This is a genomic window from Chitinophaga sp. CF418 (assembly GCF_900142925.1).
Lineage (GTDB): Bacteria > Bacteroidota > Bacteroidia > Chitinophagales > Chitinophagaceae > Chitinophaga.
Window position 1 is genome coordinate 110,696 of the sequence record NZ_FRCN01000012.1, and the last position, 22,561, is coordinate 133,256.

General features: G+C 48.8%; 5 protein-coding genes. 2 read left to right on the plus strand and 3 right to left on the minus strand.

What is annotated here, in order from left to right; genetic code table 11:
* The first annotated feature begins 5 nt into the window (after positions 1-5).
* Both F3I09_RS24455 and F3I09_RS24460 read left to right on the plus strand, forming a co-directional pair.
* Positions 6-6,248 carry a type I polyketide synthase gene (locus F3I09_RS24455; protein WP_149697684.1) on the plus strand — a complete coding sequence of 2,081 codons (6,243 nt, stop codon included), beginning with the start codon at positions 6-8 and terminating at the stop codon, positions 6,246-6,248.
* Positions 6,248-7,993: a carbamoyltransferase C-terminal domain-containing protein gene (locus F3I09_RS24460; RefSeq protein WP_149697685.1), complete on the plus strand. Its 1,746-nt coding sequence runs from the start codon at positions 6,248-6,250 to the stop codon at positions 7,991-7,993. Before F3I09_RS24455 ends, F3I09_RS24460 begins: the two co-directional genes overlap by 1 nt.
* Here F3I09_RS24460 and F3I09_RS24465 read toward each other — a convergent pair.
* Genes F3I09_RS24465 through F3I09_RS24475 form a run of 3 tightly spaced genes read right to left on the minus strand, consistent with a single transcriptional unit; the run spans position 7,990 to position 22,559 of the window.
* Positions 7,990-14,625 (minus strand): non-ribosomal peptide synthetase, encoded by a 6,636-nt coding sequence (locus F3I09_RS24465; RefSeq protein WP_149697686.1) that lies wholly within the window; start codon positions 14,623-14,625, stop codon positions 7,990-7,992. The genes F3I09_RS24460 and F3I09_RS24465 overlap by 4 nt on opposite strands.
* A 15-nt stretch (positions 14,626-14,640) precedes the next feature.
* A complete protein-coding gene (locus tag F3I09_RS24470; protein WP_149697687.1) occupies positions 14,641-16,458 on the minus strand; it encodes a TauD/TfdA family dioxygenase in 1,818 nt (605 codons plus the stop codon).
* A 2-nt stretch (positions 16,459-16,460) separates the two neighbouring features.
* Entirely contained in the window at positions 16,461-22,559 is a 6,099-nt protein-coding gene (locus F3I09_RS24475; RefSeq protein WP_149697688.1) for a non-ribosomal peptide synthetase, read from the minus strand.
* Positions 22,560-22,561 lie beyond the last annotated feature (2 nt).

The window sequence follows — 22,561 nt, forward strand, 5'->3', positions numbered from 1 at the left end:
TTACTATGCACGAGCACTTTATTCAATTCCCGGACATACATACCGCCCTCCTCCACCGCCCCGATCTGACAGAAAGAAAGATCATTTTCGTAAAGGGAATCGCAGAAGAAGATACACTGACCCACGAGCAGTTGTTTCATGCCGCCAAAGGACTACTGGGACATTTTACCGGGCATGGTGTAAAAAAGGGAGACGAATTACTGATACAGACCGATGATAATAAGAAGTTTGTCACAGCCTTCCTGGCCTGTATACTGGGAGGAATCATCGCAGTACCGCTGGCTACCGGAACACAGGATGAACATAAGCAGAAGATCCGGAATGCCTGGCGTATCATGAAACGTCCTTTTCTGTTTGCAGATAAAGAAAGCCTGTCAAGATTGGAACAATTCTTTGCAGCCAGTGATGCGCAATGGTGGCAGGACATTCAGCCTTATATAGTACAGTGGACAGCAGATATTAAACCTGCCCATATCAGTTATGCCGCTTCGCCCCATGACATTGCCTATCTGCAGTTTTCCTCCGGCTCTACAGGACAACCAAAAGGCATCATGATCTCTCATATGAATGTGCTGAGCAATGTAGCCGCTATTGCAAAAAGCGCGGATATGAAGGCTGGGGAAACGGCAGTATCCTGGCTGCCGCTCACGCATGATATGGGCCTGGTGGGTTGCCTGCTTAAGTCCTTACTGGTCGGGTTCAATCTCGTACTGATTCCCACCGCCTTGTTCATCCGGCATCCCATGATATGGATGCATAAAATGGATCAACACAGGGGCAATATCTCCTACTCTCCGAATTTCGGTTACAAATACTTCCTGCAGGATTTTGAAAGTAAAAAGCAGGAGCTACAGTGGGACCTCAGCTGCCTGAGATCCATCTACAATGGAGCCGAAAGCATCTCCTATCCATTGATTGAACAATTCGTTACTACGCTTAAACCCTATAATATAAGCAGTGAGGTAATACTGCCTGCGTATGGTATGGCGGAAGCGACGCTGATGGCATCCTTCCATCCTTCCTGCACGCCTGTCATCACCGTCACCGTGAACAGGTTAAGCCTGCAGCATGAAGGAACCGTTGAATTTGTACCGGAAGGATCACCCCAGGCCATCACCCTGGTATCCTGCGGGCAGGCATCGGAATATCTGCAGATCAGGATCGCAGATAAACGTGACAGGCCCCTGGCAGACGGCAGCACAGGTAATATACAGCTGAAAGGTATGAGCATTACTTCCGGTTATTATCAGCTGGAAGACGCCGATACATTCTCTGCGGATGGATGGCTGAAGACCGGAGATACCGGTTTTATTCATGAAGGCAATTTGTATATCGCGGGCCGTGAGAAAGAGATGATCATCATCAATGGGTTAAACTATTACCCTTACGACCTCGAAAGAGTGCTGGAAGCAGAAGACGGAAAACTTTTCGGACTTACCAAGACAGCGGCAGCCTCCGTGCCGGATAACAATAAGGGAGAAGAGCTGATCATCTTTGTACAATACAGAGGGTCGGAACAACAGTTTGGAGCTGTTGCAGAACAAGTCAGGAAGGCCATCATGAAACACTTCGGTCTGGTAGTAAAGGCCGTAGTGCCCGTAAGCCGTATCCCGAAAACAACCAGTGGCAAACTACAAAGGAGAAAACTGGCGGAAGAATATCTTTCGAAGAGCGCTCCTGCTGAAAACAAAATATCGCAATACAGCACCTACATACAACTGATACAACAGGAAATTGCTGCCTTATTTGGCATTGCAGATATCCAGACCGATGTCCCGCTCACCGACCTGGGATTTGACTCCCTGAAAGGCACAGAGCTGATCAACAGGATCAATCATATCACACAACTGAGTTTAAGTCCTACGGTCGTATTTGAATATCCGACCATTCACCGGCTGGCAGAACATCTGGCTACGGTAAAACAGGAAAGGCATATTGTAACCCGGCAGGCTGCATTTGAGCCGGTAGCCATTATTGGTATGGCTGGCAAGTTCCCGGGCGGTGCTAATGATCCGGAAAAGTTATGGGAACTGCTGATCAAAGGTATCGACCCGGTGACAGCCATACCGGTAGAGAGGTGGCAGATGCCGGACAGCAATAAGGCATTTGCTGCCGGCAGTTTTGTGGATCACCCGGAGCTGTTTGATGCAGGTTTCTTTGGCATTTCACCTAAAGAAGCTGCCGCGCTGGACCCGCAACAACGCTTGCTATTGGAGACCGCTTTCCTGGCGCTCCAGGATGCAGGTTATCCTCTTCCTGCCATTCAGCATACAGATACGGGTGTGTTTCTTGGCCTCAGTCACAGCGATTACATGCGGGCGCATATCTGTTCTGACGATATGGAGGCTATAGACCCTTATTCACTAACGGGAACGCTTACCAGCACAGCAGCAGGCAGGCTGTCTTACTTCTTTGATCTGAGCGGACCAGCCATGGTGATCAATACCGCCTGCTCTTCCTCCCTGGTGGCGATCCATTATGCCTGTAAGAGTCTACAATCTGGCGACTGCTCCATGGCTATTGCCGGTGGGGTGAACCTGATGCTGGCACCCGAACCAACAGTAGCCCTGACCAGGATACAGGCATTGGCCCCCGATGGCAGGTGTAAGACCTTTGATAGTGCCGCAGATGGTTATGGCCGCGGAGAAGGTTGCGCCCTCATTGTACTAAAGCCACTGGCCAGTGCCATAGAGAACGGGGATGCCATACTGGGCATTATCCGCAGCTCAGCCATCAACCAGGATGGGAAAAGTAACGGGCTCACAGCGCCTAACGGACTGGCACAACAACGGCTGGTGAGCAAGGCAATCCAGATGGCAGGCATCGCGCCGGAAGAAGTGGATTATGTGGAAGCACACGGAACGGGCACCTCCCTCGGCGACCCGCTCGAACTGGAAGCATTACAGCAGGCTTATCGTACCGGCAACCGGCAGCATCCGCTGCTGACCGGCAGCCTTAAATCCAATATCGGGCACCTGGAATCTGCCGCCGGTATCGCAGGGCTGACGAAGATACTCTTGTCATTCCGCCACCAACAGATCCCCGGTAATCTTCACTTTCACAATCCCAATCCGCTGATACCCTGGGAAACATCACAGATAAAGGTAGTTGACAAACCTGTCAGCTGGCCCGCGGATAAAAAAAGGCTGGCCGGTATCAGTTCATTTGGCTTCAGCGGTACCAACGCACACGCTATTATAGAGGCGCCCATCGCCACACGATACACACCACCCGACAAAGGCAGTTATGTATGTACCTTGTCTGCCCATTCCATCGCCGCCCTGAAGGAAATGGTGCAGGATCTGCAGCAATACCTGGCAGGTACAACTGACGCCATCGGAGATATCACTTACAACATCAACAGAAGAAATAATCTCCTGCCTTATCACTGGCATTGTATAACGAACACTAAGGAAAGCCTGGCTGCATCACTGGCAAAGTTCTCCGAAGACCAGGCGGTATACTGTAAACATGTAAAACATACCATCGGCTTTCAGTTCACCGGACAGGGTTCACAATACACGGGCATGGGGAAAGAGCTCTATGAATACTATCCTGTTTTCCGCCAGGCAATAGATGAATGCAGTCAGCTGTATACGAAATATAATGAGGGTATTTCCCTCTCAGATATCATCTTCAAAGAAGACCCTGACAAGAAGATCGATCAGACACGCTTTACGCAACCAGCGCTCTTCTGTTTGTCTTATGCACTGTCTGCATTGTATAAGAGTTTTGGCATCAGCCCTGCAATAGTAATGGGGCATAGCATAGGAGAATTCGCGGCATCAGTGGTAGCTGGATTATTGGCATTGGAAGATGCCGTCATGCTGATCAGCGACAGGGCCAGATTAATGCAGGAATTACCTGCAGGTACCGGTATGATGTCGCTCAACGTCTCAGAATCAAAGGCCAGGGAACTGATAACAGCGCACCGGCTTGACCTCTACATTGCCTGTGTGAATGCACCGCAGCAAACGGTCGTATCTGGAAAGGCCGACCAGCTGCAACAGTTGAAGAATAGCCTGAAAGATATTACGGGTTCACTACTGAATGTATCACATGCTTTCCACTCTCCCTTGATGGATCCCGCAGCAGAAGCCCTGATGCAGACAAGCGCAAAGGTTCGCCGGGGAAAGGCAGCTATTCCCGTCATATCCAATATTACCGGGCTTGTATTGAGTGAGGCACAGCAACAGGATCCTGCTTACTGGTCAAAACATATGTTGCAGGCCGTGAGGTATAATGACTCCATCCATTCCTTACAGCAGTCAGGATGTACAATATGCCTGGAGCTGGGCCCTCAACCGGTGTTGACCAACATGGTCAGAGACCTGCAGTTGCCATCTATGGAAGCCATTCCTTCATTAAGAAGAGGCAAGTCTGCCCTTACGCAGTTCCTGGAAAGCCTGGCCTGCCTGCAAAGGAATGGTATACCGGTAGACTGGAAACAGGGAGAGAACGGTTACCAGCTACAGCATCTGTCTATGGCACCCTATCCGTTCCAACGCAGGAAATACTGGATGCCACTGTTTGTGGCCGGACAGGGGAAACTGATCGCCCCGGCAAATACAGCTGAAAATACTATACCAGAGCTGGCATATAAGAAGATCCAGCCTGAGGAGACCTCCCGTCTCAATATTCACATGATCTTCTACGATCAGCAGCAGGAAATAGCGGAACGCTGGCAGCAACAGCTGCGGGCTGAAGGTATGGATGCAGTCACTGCCCATATCACAGCCGCGCCCGAAATAACCCGGGACATGACGGTATGTTATATCTCTAACCTGTTTGATGCAACGATAGACGTTATTGACCAGCAGGAGCTCTTACAAATTGTTACCCTGACAGAAAAGATCCGGCTGGCTTCCTGTGAAAGGTTTATCATTATTACAAACAATGTACACCAGCATCATACAACGGCCAACCTTCAAAGCAGTATGCTATGGGGATTCTTCATTTCCCTGAAACACGAACTTGAACATGTACAGTTGCACATCATAGATATCAGCGCCAGCGAATATGATCCCTCTCTGGCGCTGATCAGCCGGCAGTTGCCTTCTTCCGGATTACAATTTGTGATCAGGAATGGGCAGTGGCTTATACCAACCCTGGAAGAACAACCTATTGTTCAAAAGACAAAGACCCTGTCTGTTCAGAAAGACAACACCTATCTGGTCACGGGCGGCTTTGGCAGCCTGGGCGCGCTGGTTGTACAATGGCTGATACAGAAAGGCGCCCGGCATATCGTGCTCACCGGCAGAGGGCCTTTGAAGGAGATACTGTCTTCTCAATGGGAACAGCGTGGTTGCCGCATCACCTATATCAGGATGAAGCCAGGCGAGTCATTGCAACAACACCTGCTGACTGCCGGTATTACAAGCATCAAGGGCATCATTCATACCGCGGGGGCTATCAATGATAAACTACTGATATCACATACTGCGGAAAGCTTTGCCTCCATATTTGAGGGTAAAGTGCAGCATGCGTGGGAACTGCATCAGTTAAGCCTGCAATGGCAACCGGACTTCTTTGTATTGTTCTCATCCACCGTGTCACTGACCGGCAACGCCGGACAAACAAATTATGGCGCGGCCAACTATCTCCTGAATACCCTGGCGCAGCTACGCAAAGCACAGCAACAGCCCTGTGTCAGCATCTGTTGGGGGCCATGGAAACATTCCGCCATGGCGGCATCACTAGCCTCCCATTTTGAACAGTTGGGCGTACGGCCTTTTGAAAGCAAAGAAGGGATCACGCTGATGGAATCACTGATCAATACAAACGGCGCCGTATATGCTGCTTTAAATATTACCCCCGGACAGGCATTTCCAGACTGGTTACAGCCTTATCTCCCTACCGGATGGTATACGCTAAAGGAGGAAGATATGGCCTTAAAAAAGGCTGTATTGCCCCGGGACGAGGATGGTATGCTGGAACTGGTAAAGGGGCTGGCGAAAGAGGTATTAGGGCTTGCGCCGGATGAAACACTGATTACAGACAGGCCTTATTTTGAAACAGGGTTTGACTCCATCATGCTCAGTACCCTCAAAAATAAGCTGGTGGCTGTCACTGGTATTGGCATTCCCATATCCCATTTTTTCCAGTATCCGACCATCGCGGCATTGTCAGGCTGTCTTTTCTCAACAATAAACAAAACCGTCCCTGATCATGAAGACCTCCTGATTGCTGAGATCAGCATGATCTCTGATGACGAAATCGCAAACATCCTAAATGAATATAAAGTGTAATGGAAACATATTACATCGGTCTTTCAAATACATTCCACGACTCCTCTATTGCTATTATGAACAATCAGGGAGAGGTCTTATTCGCAGAAGCGACAGAAAGGAAACTGCAATACAAACGGGGCCTGAGTTGTCCTGCCGATAATTTCGACATTGGCCGTACCCTTAAAAAGTATTGTAAACGAGGCGCCTCGTTCGTGGTAGCCACTTCATGGAGCCAGGACTACCTGCAATTTCTGGACAGACTGGAAGGACTCGGATTCTTCTCTGAAAAGAGCCTGACGAATCCCCTCCTACAGCTGCCCTCCAGGTACATCTTTTCCAAGGCTTCCATTTACACCATCCTCAAGCTGCAGCATCAGTACCAGAAAAATGCGGGCACGGGGATACTATTGGCTTTACAGCAGCACTTCCCGGAAAGCAGGGTGAGCTTCCGCAGTTATTCCCACCACCTGGCGCACGCTGCTTATGCCTGTTATACCAGTCCCTATGAAAATGCAGCCTGCGCAGTCATAGACGGCTACGGGGAAGGTGGTTCCATTTCCATTTACCATTATGAACATGACAAACTGAAGGAAGTCAGGTTGCATAAAGGGCCGCAAAGTCTGGGCTGGCTGTATGAAATGATCACCACCCTGTGCGGATTTGACTGGTTCACCGGTGAGGAATGGAAAGTGATGGGACTTGCGCCTTACGGCAAGATCATCCCGGAGGCATATCAACTCATAAAAGAATTATGCTGGTATGAAAACCTGCGACTACACTATCCTCCTGTAGAAAGGATCATCACTATATTAAGAGAGCTGGAAGCATTTAAACGGGCGCCCGACAGCGATCCATGGACGGCAGCAGACCTGGCGTTTACAGGCCAGACTTGTTTCGCGGAATTAACCACGGCTATGCTGAAAGACGTGGAATCACTGAAGCTCTCGCCCAACCTCGTTATTGGTGGTGGCTGCGGACTAAATTCCTCCTTTAACGGGACGGTTACCAGCACCACAGGCTTCAGCAAACTATTCGTTCCTTCCGCCCCTGCGGATGATGGCAACTCCATAGGCGCGGCCATGCTTGCCCTGAAAGAGGATAATCCCGCCCTTAAACTGGGTAGCAAATCTTTCTTCACGCCATACCTGGGTTCTGCCATCCAGGAAGACGCCATCAAACGGATGTTACAGTTGGGAAAAGTCAGCAATATCCGTCACCTGCCACTCAGCATACATAAAGAGACCGCCGCAAAACTGGCAGAGGGCAAACTGGTGGCCTGGGTACAGGGAAGGGCAGAATTCGGTCCGCGCTCCCTTGGCAATCGCAGCATCCTGGCCGACCCCAGACCGGAAGATATGAAGAATAAGATCAACTCAATGGTAAAGTTCAGGGAAGAATTCCGCCCCTTTGCGCCATCTATCTTACATGAATTCGGAGATACTTACTTTGAGAATTACGAAGAGACACCGTATATGGAGCGGACGCTCATTTTCAGGAAAGACGTGAAGAGCAAAGTGCCTGCAGTAGTCCACGCTAATCATACCGGCAGACTACAGACAGTGAAAAAGGAATGGAATGCCTCTTACTATAAACTGATCAAATCGTTCTATGACATCACAGGCATCCCCATTGTACTCAACACCAGTTTAAATATAATGGGGAAACCTATACTGCATTCACTGGAAGACGCCATCGGGATGTTCTATACTACAGGCCTGGATGTGTTGGTAGTGAATGATTATATGATAGAGAAACAAAGCTAAGAGAATATTTCATGAAGGATCTCCATATATACCTGTAAGTTCTGCGCCAGATGTTCGCGGTCAAGCATGGATATATGGGGACCTTTTCCTTTATGCACCATTACCCTGCCTTTAGTCACCTCTTTCCAGGCAGACCAACGCTCTGGCTTATTACTGTTTTCCTCTGAGCTGATGTAAAATATATCGGCATGTACCATGCCCTTATCTTCCAGCTGATGGATAAACCTGGTAGAAGCTTCAATACGCCGACGCATAACGGCTGCCATTTCGGGAGAACTGATCACCGCTTTCGCCCTTGGATCGTCCAGGTAATCTGTAGCGATCTGCCTGATCATGGACTCTTCCAGCGGCTCCGCTGCCAGGAATCGTCTTGAATCCAGGAATACCAGTGCGCTGACCCTTCTTCCGGCTTTCTCCAGCACCTGTGCCACATGATAACCCAGGCTTCCTCCGGCAGAGAATCCACAGAACACAAGCGGCCCCAGGGGCTGCAGCTCCTGCACTATTGCCGCCATTTTTGCCAGCGTATCTTCTTCGATGAAGTTAATGCCGATCACCCGGAAGCCTTCCAGCTGTTCCGCCAGTTTTCCGAAGCCTATTGCGTAACCGACGGCAGGCGGGAAGAAGAATATTGTTTTATTCGCAGGCCCATCTTTCAATACTACATAGTCTGCCTCCACCTGTTGCTTCATGCCAGCCATATATTGTCTGATGCAAGCTGCAAAATCTTTCAGCACAGGGTCCTGGTACAACTGTATCACCGGCAGTTTCACATTGAATTTCGCCTGTACAGCACTGATGATACGGAAAGACATCAGGCTGTGACCACCGCATTCAAAGAAGTTATCCTGCGGGGAAACAGGCTGTCCCAATTCCCTGCTCCATAAAACGATGAGGTATTGTTCTATTTCATCATCGCTTTCTGTAACAGCAACACTGGCGCCAGGCGGCGGCAGCTTTCGCTTGTCCACTTTACCGTTTGCTGTCAATGGCAATGTGGTAAGCGGAATGAAGTATTGTGGAATAAAATGAGCGGGAAGCGTCAATCCCAGGAATGAGCGAAGCTCTTTTACTGGCAGGGGCTCTCCCTTAAATATAATATAGGCAGCAAGAGAAGTAGTGCCCGTCACATCAACAGGGATCACGCAGGCCTGCCTGATGGCAGGATGTTCCTGTAAGCGGCAGACTATCTCTCCCGGTTCTATACGGTAACCCCGTACTTTTACCTGGTCGTCTATCCTTCCCCCAAACTCCAGTATACCGGCAGGTAACCAGCGACCAGTATCCCCGCTCCGGTAGAGTTTCCCTTCATCGTTCAGGGGATGGGTAATAAATTTTGCAGCTGTCAGTTCACGATTATTATAATACCCGGCAGACACACCGTCCCCCCCTACACAGATCTCTCCAAAAACACCCTCCGGGCAAAGCTGCAGCTGCTTATTCATGATGTATACAGCTGCTCCCGGCAATGGCGTACCAATATAGGAGCTTCCATCGGCATGTAATATCTCCTCATCTGTCACGCGGTGCCAGGTAACATGTACTGTTGTTTCCGTTATACCGTAAAGGTTATACAAAGCCACCTGCTCATGTTCCGGAACGCTCAGCCATTTGCGCAACTTCGTAAAATCCAGCACGTCTCCACCAAATATCACCATACGTAGGTCACGGATCCTGATAACATCCAGCAATCCGTAAAATGAAGATGGTGTCTGGTTCAAAATAGTGATCCCTTTCTCTTCCAGCAGGCGGCAGAACAGACCTGTATCCCGTACCTGGTCGCGGTCAGGGATATAGAGCGATCCGCCGTTCACCAATGCACCATACATCTCCCATACGGAAAAGTCAAATGCAGCGGAATGCGCCATGATCCATTTGTCTGTAGAAGAAATGTCTAACCAGGGTTCCTGCTGCAGGAACAGGTGTTGCAGGTTGCTATGCTTTACCTGGCAGCCTTTAGGTTTGCCAGTTGAACCCGAGGTATAGATAATATAGGCTATATCATCACCGCTGATGACCGGCATCTTTACAGCCAGTATAACTGGCGGCACATCTTCCATCAGAATAAGTGGTACGCCACTCAATGCAGTTGAAAATGCCCGGTTGCTGATCATCGCTTTGGCATCACTATCAACAGCGATATACATTTTTCTGTCTTCCGGATACTCAACGTCTACGGGCACGTATGTTGCACCTGCCTTAAGTACCGCCAGCATGGCGATAACCAATTCTACAGAGGGAGGAAGACAGATCAGTACATGATCACCCTTGCGGATATTATGCTTACTTATCAACCAGCCCGCCAGTCGCTGTACATGCAATTGTATATCGGCGTAAGAAACTGCCTGGTGTTGATCTTCCAGCGCAATCTTTTGAGGACAGACCATCGTAACTGCTTCAATAGCAGTAACAATGTTCACAGCAGGCTCATAACTGCCATAGGGTTCTCCAGCCTTCAGTAATGCCAGTCTTTCCTCCTCTGGTACGATATCCAGATCAGTTACCTTTCCTTCAGGATCATCCACCATATTTTGCAATACCTGTACAAGACAGTCCGCTATTTTCGCAATGGCTTCATCTGTATATTTATTCCTGTTGTACATGAAATTGACAATACAGGAAGTACCGGGGTATACCACTACAGCCAGCGGATATCCTACCTGTGCCGCCCCGTATTCTGAAGTAATCGAGATATTGGTATTGGCTATGGATTTCTCCATGTTACTCAACGGGTAATTTTCAAAGATCAGCACATGGTCCAGCAGTTCTTTTTTAAGTGCAGAGCAGGCCTGTATTTCTGCCAGTGAAAGGTATTGATGTTCCTGGATGTCGAACAGGTATTGCCTTGCTGCAGCCAGCAATGAAGCAATGGTATGCTCATCCCAGCGGATACGTACGGGGAGTGTATTGATAAAAAGCCCCAGTAAGTCTTCAAAGCCTTCCATTTCATATGGTCTGCCCGCCACAGTTATGCCAAATACGACATCATTGGTATTGTTGTAATTACCCAACAAAATTCCCCAGGCCACCTGCATAAAAGTGCTGGCTGTGAGCTTGAATTTTGTGCACAACGCACCGATCTGCGCAGTCAGGGTCTCCGGCAGGGTAATAGCCTGTTCTCCTGCATCATAGGCAGCATGATGTGCACTTGTTGCAGGGATGGTAGCCAGCGTATCATACCCTCGCAGATAACCGCTCCAGAATGTACGGGAAGCTCCAAGGTCTTTCGCCTGTATCCAGTCAAGGTATTTCGTAAATGAAGTGGACTTTCTCCAGGTGTGTTCCCTACCCATACACAAAGCCTCATAAGAGGCCATTATCTGCAGTATGATCAGCTGGAAGCACCATCCGTCCATGATGATATGATGGTATGCCAGCAACAGCTGCGCCCCCTCCGGCTGCAGGAATATTTTCACTTTCAGTACAGGCCCTGCCGACAGGTCAAGCCCTTCTTCCAGCCATTTCTTTTTAGTACCGGCAACATCATCACCTGCTGTGATCTCTACAGGTGAAGTATCATCATCGCTGATAGTGCAGTAGAAATAATGGTCTTCGCCTGTAAAGAAACGGAGACGTAAGATATCAAACTGCTGTATGGCACTGTCGATAGCCTTCTTCATCAATGCCGGCTGCAATTCTCCTGTGATGTGGAAATGCCTGATGATATAATTGGCGGCAGATTCAGGGAATACCTTGTAGTGGTAATACATGGCGTCCTGCATGGGTAGAAGACGGTAATGGCCGGCAACAGGCTTTCCCGGCCGTAAGTGGGTTGCCAATGCGCTTACGGTGGTATAGTTGAATATATCGGGCAGCTGGCAATTCAGCCCCTTCCTGTTCAATTTCGCCACTATCTGAATGGCCTTGATAGAATCTCCGCCTGAGGCAAAGAAATCGCTGTCTGCATGGATATGTAGCCCCAATACTTCAGACCATATCCCCGCAATAATACTTTCCGTTGCATTCAGCTGACTATCGTCGAATGGTTTCTTATCCAGGTACTGGTAAGGATCAGGGAACCTGTTCTCATCTACCTTGCCGTTTGCCGTAAGTGGCAGCTTGTCCAGCCTGATAAAGAAGGCGGGTATCATATATTCAGGCAGTACTTTCAGCAGCTCCTTACGCCAGGCTGGTTGATCTACCGCTGTATCAGACAGGTAATAACATACCAGTTCTTCTCCGAATGAGTGCGATGGCATCAGACGGAGGAAGACTTCGTTCACTCCCGGGAACTGCAATGCCTTCCTGATCTCTCCCAGCTCTACCCTGTGCCCGTGGATCTTTACCTGGTTGTCTTTTCGTCCTTCGAGGCAAACAGTGCCGTCTGCCATCCAGCAACCCATGTCGCCGGAATGATATACCCGCACCGTTCTGCCATTCAGTACAATCTCCCCGAACTTTTCGCTGTTCAGCGCATCCCGGTTGTAATATCCTTTTGTCAGGCCCTTACCGGCTATCAGTATCTCTCCCTTTTCACCGGGCACACAGAACTCTCCGGCATCATTCATAATAAATACTTCATTGCCGCCAACAGGTTTCCCTATCACTGGCCTGGCCGCAAAATCAGGCAGACTGACAGGCTGATATAAAGTACCAATAGTGGTTTCCGTAGGACCATAATGATTAACAAACTGTATATCCGGTTTTATTGCTGCAAAACGCTGTATGCCTGCTATATCTATTTTCTCACCGCCTGAAAATACCAGGCGCAGGGAGGAATCGCTCAATGACGCTACATTTTCTGCCTGCAGGAGTAAATAACAAATAGAAGGTGTCAGTTTCAGGAAGGTGATCTTTTGCTCCCTGATATATGCGATTATCCAGTCAGCATCCTGTCTTTTCTCTGCAGGAATGATGTGCACCGCTGCACCAGTGGTCAGGCATCCCCAGAGGCTCGTATAGCCCAGGTCATAGGCATAAGAAGCCTGCAGGATACTCTGATCATTCTGCGTCAGATGAAATGCCTGCTGCAGCCAGTCCGTGTAATTCAACAGGTTATTACCGCTGACCATCACGCCTTTCGGTACACCGGTAGTGCCGGAGGTATAGATCATGCAGGCAGTTTCCTCGCCGGTAAACTGAAAAGGCACATGCACCAGCTCCTGCTGTTTCCATAACTGCTTAAAACGGATCGCCCTTATATGGTAATCAGCTTGCTCTTCATTGATAAGCAGCCATTGCAGTGAGGAATCTGACAGTATCTGTTGAATTCTGGCAGGAGGATTTCCCGCATCTATCGGCACATATGCCGCACCGGCTTTCATGATGGCCAATAGGGCTACCGGTAACCAGTGATCTTCCGGCATCATCACGCCGACAAAATCGCCTGCTGAAACCCCGTAATGGTCAATCAGTACTGCCGCCGCTTTATCCGAATAGTCATCCAGTTCTTTGTAGCTAAGACTTCCCGAAAGACTACGTACAGCGGTATGCTCCGGAAACTGTAAGGCAATGTCCTTACATGCCTCCACGATATGCAGGAACCTGCTTTCTACTTTGACGGAAGCCCTGCATACTTTCTCCGCAAATGAAGTACGTAAGAGATCCAGTTGGCTTCCTCCTGCCCCACGGTCATTTAAAAGGGCGATGTATAGCTCCTGCATCTGCCGGATATCTTCTATCCTGAAATAATCCGGATGATAAAGGAATATCACCCTTATCCCCGCATCATCGTTGATAACCTGACACTTCAGCTTTCTGCCCTGCAGCCATTGCAATCCTTCTGCTGTAGTATTCAGCGATAAGTAGCTAAACTGATAGTCAAACACCTGCTCAGCCGCATGGTAGAACTGAAAAGCCTTCATGTTGTGAAGGATATCCCCGGCTACCCCTAACCGGCTGTAAGTACAGGGCAGTACCTTACTCAATAATCCCACAGTACTTTCCAGTTCGTCAAATTCCCTTCCATGACATTCCACTCCGACGACATAGGACTCACTATCTGTCAGCAATTGCAACATATCGAGGAATCTGGCGAAAAAGATGCTTTCCTCATCGCCTATATGATCACTTAGTTCAGCAGGTAATACAATAGTGTTTGTTGCAATATCCTGCTGATGACCGCTATTTTTTAATTCGTTATGCAAAATGGGCTGCGCGCCTTTATACTGTGCATTCCAAAAAGCGGAGGCTTCGGTCAGGTCTTCACTATCCTGCAACTGATGTTGCCATTCCGCATATTGCAGGTAGCCAATTTCTTCTTCGGGTATAGTGCCCTTTTCCAGCAGCTCAATGAGTTGCTGCTGTACAACATACAAGCTGCTGATGTCTGCCACCAGTGGATTTACAAGCATTCCCACATTTATTTCACTCTCCCCCTGCTGGAGAAAGACACGCACAACCGGGTCTCCTATACTAACCCGCTCCACTTCACCTGGCAGCGATTTTCCTCCGGAAAATGAGATGGTCACATCCTGTCCTGCGGACTGTAACCATTCTCCCTGCTCACTTTCATAAACAGACAGTTTGAACGCTTCATAACAGTCCAGCAATTGAATAATAGAAAGCTCCACATCTTTCAGCGTAAAACGCCCCGGCAATGAGAAAACCAGTTTATTATAAAAAAGATCATTCTTTGAACGAAGCAGAGATTGTTGCTGGGAGGATAACCTGTATGCAAACGTGGTGTTCATTGTATCTTCAGTTTATTAAAGCGGTTTATATTGGATCAGGTCGGGGTAAAAACGTTCTGCCTTTCGCATATAAGCATCAAATTCTATCTGCAGCCCCAGCGGATTAGCGATCCATTGCCTGGTAAGCCTGGCTACCTCCGGATCTACCAGTTTGACAGTGCCGGCATGCATAGCCATCAGGTTGGCCTCGCATGACTGTTCTGCTGCGATCATGAGGATGGCTGCTGTCTCTAGTTCCGCCGCCATGGTAAGGGTACCATGATTGCGCAGCAACAACGTATGATTATTGCCAGCAGCGTCTACGAGTTTCCGTCCTTCTTCGAGAGACAACACCGGGCCGTTATATTCATCGTATAATGCATGGTCTTCAAAGAACATACAGCTCGTCTGGTTCACAGGGTGTATATGCCTGCCGAGGGAGGCATACAAGGTGGCATGCGGCGAGTGCGTATGTACGATACAATGCGTATCTGGCCGTCCCTGGTGCAGGGCTGCATGGATACAGAAACCAGCCACATTCACCGGATAATCTCCTTCCAGTACATTCCCCTTTCCATCTACCGTGATCAGGTTATCGGGCGTAACCTCTTCAAAGAAAAGCCCGAACGGGTTCACCCAGAAAGCATTTTCCCGGCCCGGTACTTTCATGGAAATGTGTCCGCTGATGCCTTCATCCAGTTTCTCCATGGCCAGTATACGATACAGCACCGCCAGCCGGTAACGCAACCATGGGATCGTCTGCGGACGTTCCTTCTTACTGAAGAAAGCAGCGGTATTACGGCGGGTATTCCCCACCACATTCGCTGTACCTTCAATAGGATCAGACATTGCTACCAGCACCTTACGGTTACCGGTAAAAGGCTTTCTGCTATGCGCAAAACGCATATTATCCAACAAGAGCACATCCCCACTTTCCCAGGGGAATACAATGGCCGCCTGTTCATATGCAGCCATAATGCTGTCAAAATCATTCCCCGTCAGGGCGGTGCCATCTCCAAGAAAGCTGTTCCTGGGCACATTCTCTTCACCTAATAAGCTTACCAGGGAAGAACGTGTGTCCTCATCGAGGTTCATCAGGTTGAACAGGTGCGCCTGGTTAAACCAGACCTTTTCTCCCGTTACCGGGTGTACGGCTATTGCCTGTGCGGTATAACTGGTTTGTAATACATCACTGTCTTTCCAATGGAAGCTCATGCCTCTCTTTTCACAGTATTGTTTTACTTCCTCCCTGTCTTCGGTGCCAAATACCTTCTGCCAGCTCAGGTCTATATCTTTATGAAAAGTGCGTACATAACGCACACCGGAACGTTCGAACCTTTCTCTTACAGGCGCAGGCATCAGCTTGTACACCAGGGCAGCATCGGCAATAGGCGTCTCTCCGCCTGTAGCCGCATTTTCCTTACAGTAAAACCATATCTTCCCCGGCCAGGTACTTGTATAAGAATGCTCATTATGGAAGGGAATAGATCTCTCCCTGGGATATTCCGTAGATGTATACACTTTATCTCCCACCTTGGTACGGGGAGTGGAAGGCTCCGCATAGTCCAGCATACGGGTGGCGTATAACTGGCAGATCTGCTGGAAATCATCTTCATTACCAATGGTAAATCCCCGGAAAAGAATGGCGCCATATTCCTTATATAGCTTATCCAGCTGCGCCTTATTAGCCTGCAACCATTCTTTCAGTTGCAAGCCCTCATTACCGGCGTTTAGCATCACATACGGGGTGCCGCGTTCATTACCGCGTACAATCTCCTGGCGAACCGGCCTTTCCTGCTGAACAGGACGGGCTACCGCACGCTTCAATGACTGTAAAATATCAGGGCTCTTCATAATTACTTTTTCATGCTTTTTAATAATTCGTGCGACTTCGATTTAAGCTTCACCGCTGTATCGTCCCAGTGATGGGTAAGCAGCGTTTCTATCTGCGCCTCTTCCTGTTCACAGAGTCGTTCCAGCAGCTGTTCCCATTGCTTTACAAAGGAGATAATCACGGCTTTGGTATACTTCCCTGCTTTATATTCCACATTGAGCGACAAGGTATTCCTGTATGGCTGTACAGTAAAACTGAGGTCAAACTTGCTGCCTTCCATCACCACCTCTATCTCTTCTGCTTCAATACTGTTCTGCTTACGCTCCTTTGTACCGAAGTCATTATATACAAAGCGGGTATTGATGTACTCGGATAGCTGTATACCACTTTCCTTTTTTACCAGCGCAGACAGTTCATCGAAGGAGATCTCCATATGATGCATATCCTGTCTTATACCTGTCGCGAAGTCCTGCAAGGCTTTCCTGATACCCGACTGCCTGTCGACGTTTACCACCACCGGCAGCATATTCACGAAGAATCCCACCACAGGTTCCATGCTGATATTGGTTCTTCCGGAAACAGAGCTACCTATTACAAAATGATTGCTGCCCGACAGTCTTGCCTGTAACAAGGAAAAACTAAATAACAGTAGCTGAAAATCTGTAACCTGCCATTTTCTCGCCAGCTGTAACACTTTCTCCACAAGCTGTTCCGGCAGAATATGGTGCATGGTAATGCCCTCTATCTCATCATCAGAGGTCTTATAAGGGAATACAGCATGTTCTATACCTGAAGAGATCTTCTTCAGCCAGTAGGCCGCCGCGCTTTCCATTGCAGCCTGCGACTGACCGGACATCCATTGTGCGATATCTACATAGCGTAATGGCATTGGCGCCAGCGAAGCGGCCGTTCCTGCCAGTTTAGCCTCATAAATGTTCAACAGGTCTGACAGCAATACACCTATAGACCAGCCGTCAGCGATGATGTGATGCAGGTTGATGACCATATAGAAATGCTGACTGTCTTTTTCCATGATCAGCACCCGGAACAATGGCGCCTGATCCGTTTTGAAAGGCGTATTACTGAACACTTTTGCCAGATCCATAATCTCTTCAACAGACCTCTCTCCGCTAAGGAACGTGAGGTATACTGAAGGTTCAGGCAGTTCTGCTAACTTCACTACCGGACCGTTCTCCTGTAATACAAAAGCCGCCCTTAACTGGTCATGCCGCTGTACAAGGGTTTCAAATGCAGCTTCCAGTATATCTCTTTTCAAAGACGTTGATACTTTGAAAGCGGTGGTCATATTGTAGGAGATATTATCCGGCTCCCGCTGCTGCAGGAACCATAACCTACGCTGCAAAGGCGATACGCTATAGAAAGCCTGTTCTCCTGCATGCGGAATGATGTACGTAGCCCTGTGCTGCTGTGAAGCAACATACATAGCCAAATCATACAGACGGGGATGCCTGAACACATCAAATAAGCTGATGGGTATATTGAACTGCTCCCTTATCCTGCTCACCAGCTTAATAGCCAGCAGGCTTTGTCCGCCGGACAGGAAGAAATCGTCTTCCGGTGATACTGCTTTTAGTTTCAGCACCTCTTTGAATATATCCGCCACTCTCTCCTCCACATCTGCCGGTACCTGTACGATTGCCGGCGCTGCATGGCTCACAGGTCCTGTACCTGCGCCAATTGGAGGCGTCAGGGCCTGCAGGTCCGCAATAGTCAAATCCTGCAACACAGGAGAAGACTGCAATAAGGCACAGAAAGCATTATACAGGTGTACAGCCAATGCCGCATCCACCAGGTGAGTAGCATGAATAAAGGAAAGTGTGAACGTATTATCCACCTCTGTTATTTCAATGCTCAGGTCAAAACGTGCGCCTGATTCAGCCGCAGGGTCCAGCCCTTCCCGGGCGGATGTTCCTTCTGCAGCTACCACATAGTTAAAGAGGATATTGATTAAAGGGTGTTTACTACCATATCTTGACAGCTGTTTATCACGCAATATATGCGCCGGCGGATACCAGGAATGTTCCATTACCTGTGCCAGGCCTATACCTGTCGCATGTACATATTCGCCGAATGAGGCTGCCGGGTCCATCTTTGCATAAAAGGGCAGTGTGCTTACCATAAAACCGGTCACGTCCTGCATTTCATCCGTCATCCTGTTGGAGAACGGCAGTCCGCAAAGCAGGCGGTTATCTGCTGTATAGCCAGACAATGTGATATGAAAAGCAGAGAAGATCAGCGTGAAATCCGTCACCCCCAGTTTTGCAGACAAAGACCTGATCCGCTGTACAACGCCAGGTGGCAATACCGGGCGAAATACCGTTCCTTCAAAAGGAGAACCATCATGGGCTTTCGCTGCAGGCAGGGATGGCATTGGAGGTATAACCTCCAGGTACTTACTCCACCATGTTTTGTCTTTCTGATACAGTTCACCTTTCAGATAAGTATTATGATACCACATGGCCACATCATGATACTGCAGCACCGGAGCCTGCACCGGCTCCTGTCTATACAGCCGCATCAGGTCTGCTACGAATATGGTATTTGATAACTCGTCAGTGATGAGATGGTGCGCATCCAGCAGGAGATAAAACGCATTATTGTGCTGTAAGAGGTACAACCTGAACAATGGCGCCTCGCTGATGTCTATCACCACTCTTTGTTCATTGAATGCCTGTACGGGAGACAGGCGGGGCAATGCAATGGCCCTGATACTGCCTGAGCGTATAAAGGCATCATATACTTCCTCCACCGATAGTATCTGCTGCAATACCTGCTCGTCCTTTTCAATGAACCTGGTACGAAGCACGGAATACCTTGCCAGCAACTGCGCTATTGCCAGCAGTAAGCGCTGCTCTTCCGGTTTCTGCCCCAGTTTTATCAGGGCAGGTACATAATAGCTGAAGCCAATATCCGGCAGACTGTCCAATACATAGACACTTTCCTGTGAAGGCATCAGGGGCAGTGTGTCCGGAGCCGCAGCACTTGTGATGGCGGCTGCCTTCAAAGGGCTCGCAGCTTTAATATAAGCCGACAGCTTATCCAACGTAGCATGTTGCAGAATATCCGGCAGGGAGATCTGTATGCCGAAGTTCCGCTTAATGGCAGACATCATCCTGACTGCTGTCAGACTATGTGCGCCATTGGCGAAAAAGTCCTTTTCAGGGTCTACCTCATGACCAATCACCTGCGCCCATACCTGCAACAGTTTTGTAGCTGTCTCGTCGTACCCTGATCTCCTGCTCACTGGTTCGTGTTCCTCCTGTTCCTTCAGCAAAGCAGTCAATTGCTTACGATTGATCTTTCCGCTGTTCAGGCGGGGTATCTCGTCTATGCGTTTGAAACCTGAGGGGATCATATAAACCGGCAGCTGCTTCGTCATTGTTGCCCTGATAACAGCAGCAGGTACTTCTTCTCCCGTATAGAATGCATACAGGAAGGATGCGCCATCTTCCCTTTTCATCAACAATACCACGCCTTCCCTGATGCCCTCCACCAACAGCAGTTTAGCTTCTATATCACCGGGTTCTATACGTTGTCCGTTCAGTTTTACCTGCTGGTCTATCCTGCCGAGGTACACGAGCTCACCATCATCATTCCACATGGCCAGGTCGCCTGTTTTATACATGCGGGCATTTTCTACAAATGGATCTGCCACGAATTTTTCCGCAGTTAGTTGTTCCCTGCCGATATATCCCCTGGCTACCCCTGTCCCGGCAATACACAGCTCCCCACTTATCCATGGCGGCAATAAAGCCTGGTGCTCATCAAGAATATAAGCCCTTGTATTCAGCAGCGGTTTCCCTATGGGTACATACCTGTATGCTTCCTTCCAGGGAGAACAGGTAAAGCCTGTACAGTCAACCGTGGCTTCTGTAGGCCCATACAGGTTTACCAGGATGGTGCCTGTATGCTTATAGATATGCTCATTGAATTGTTGCATAGCTGCGTACAACAGCGCTTCTCCGCTGGCAAATACGAGGCGCAGCTTAGCACAGTCGTCCACCAGCTTTTCGTGGATAACCGTCTCCATAAACAGGGCCAGCATGGAAGGCACGAAGTGTGTCACCGTTACATGATGGTCTTTGATAGTACGCACGATCTCATAGGGTTCGATTTCCTTACCTGGCGCCAGAAAGAAGGTGGTACAACCAGAGAATAACCAGTGAAACAATTCCCATACAGACACATCGAAACCAATACTTGTCTTCTGAAGGATGCAGTCATCTTTCGACAAAGGAAAGTCCTGCTGCATCCAGTACATCCTGTTCACTACAGCACTATGTTCTACGACCACCCCCTTAGGCATGCCGGTAGAACCGGAGGTATAGATAATATAAACGGGATCGGTTACCAGCGGCATGATTACCGGACTGTAGTCCGTCACCGGCGCCTGTATCACCGTTTCCATATCAATGTAGGGAACGGTTGTTGTTATCAGCGGATCGCCCCAACCCAACACGATCTTTACATGGGCATCCTGTAGTACAAAACCTATACGGTCTTCCGGCATTCTCAGATCAATAGGTACATAAGTACCTGCCCGCTTCAATATAGACATGATGGCTACTTCCAGCCATACAGAACGCTTACAGCATATCGCTACCGTATCACCTCTTCCTACGCCTGCCTGAGCCAGGGCATGCTGTACTGCATTACTATAAGCCTCCAGGTCATCAATGGACAGGCGATGCTCTTCATCCTCAATCCTCACCGGGGAATGCTTCTCCAGCAGTTCATAGTAGAATGACAACAATGTCTTATCTGCCGGGAAATATCCGTCAGTATTATTGAAACTATGGATCAGGTCATTGGTACCTTTATCTCCCCATATTTTTATGTCAGATAGCTTTTTACCCTTATTGATACCCTGCGCCATCTGTTCACCTATAACAAGCAGGTGATCCAGCACTTGTTGGATAAGGGCCTGCGGATATCTATCCACGTTGAAAGAGATACGCCACAAGAGTTGTTTACCGGCAGAGATATGCACCGACAAAGGATAGTTGGTACGGTCAAATACCTCCGATCCGAAAATCTTTCCCTCTGCCAGTCCGGTTTCATCATATGGATAGTCTTCTACGGCCACCACATGATCAAACAATTCTACATCCACACCGGCCTTACGCCTGATGTCGGGAACAGAGCAATACTGGTATGGCAGACTGCTGATAAAACGGCTGGAAATGCTGCTGAAATAGTCGTCTATACCCGTATCATCATCTGTATTGAAAGCAAATGGTACCGTGTTGATACACATGCCCACGATATCGCTGGCATTCCTAATGTCTATCTCCCTGCCTGAAACAGTAAGACCGGCAATCACCTTTTTCTGCCGGCAATAGCGCGACAAGAGTATGCCCCAGATGCCGTACAGGATGGAATTAATGCTCACCTGTAATGTTGCTGCCGCCTGCTTCAGCTGAGCGCTCAACGCTTCGCTGAATGTTGTCTGCAGCGATACCTGCTCCATGTTAAGAGAAGGCTGCATGAAGGATTCTGTCAATGTGCCGGGCAGAAAATCCGATTCTATATTAAGGTGGTCCAGCCAGTATTGTGTTACCTTATCCTGTTGTTGCCTGGACAGATAATCTGTCACCCCTGTAAATGATACCGGGTCTTTTACTATCGTCTTTCCCTGGTACAGGGCAATCAGTTCGTTCATCACGATAGCAAAGCTCCAGCCATCCAGTATAATATGGTGGAAAGAGATCACCAGGCGGGAGCTGTCTCCTATATGTAATATGGCGGCTCTGAACAAGGTATCTGCCAGTATATCAAAAGCGCGTTCCCTGTCAGCCTGCAGGAAAGCCCTTACCTGCTCTTCCTGTTCCAGCGATTGACATGTCAGTTCCGGCCTTACTTCATCCATGATCACCTGTACAGGCCTTACCCCTTTGTCGGCTACAAAACGTAGCCGTAGGGCATCATGACGCTGTATTACGGTTGCCAGGCTATTGCGGAAACGTTCTACATCCATGCTGCCCGGCATCGTAAAGCTGTATTGTTCAAAATAAGCCTGCCTGTCTGTATTAGCAAGGGCATGAAATAATAATCCCTCCTGCAGGGGAGTCAATATCTGTATACTTTTTAAATTGCCCATAT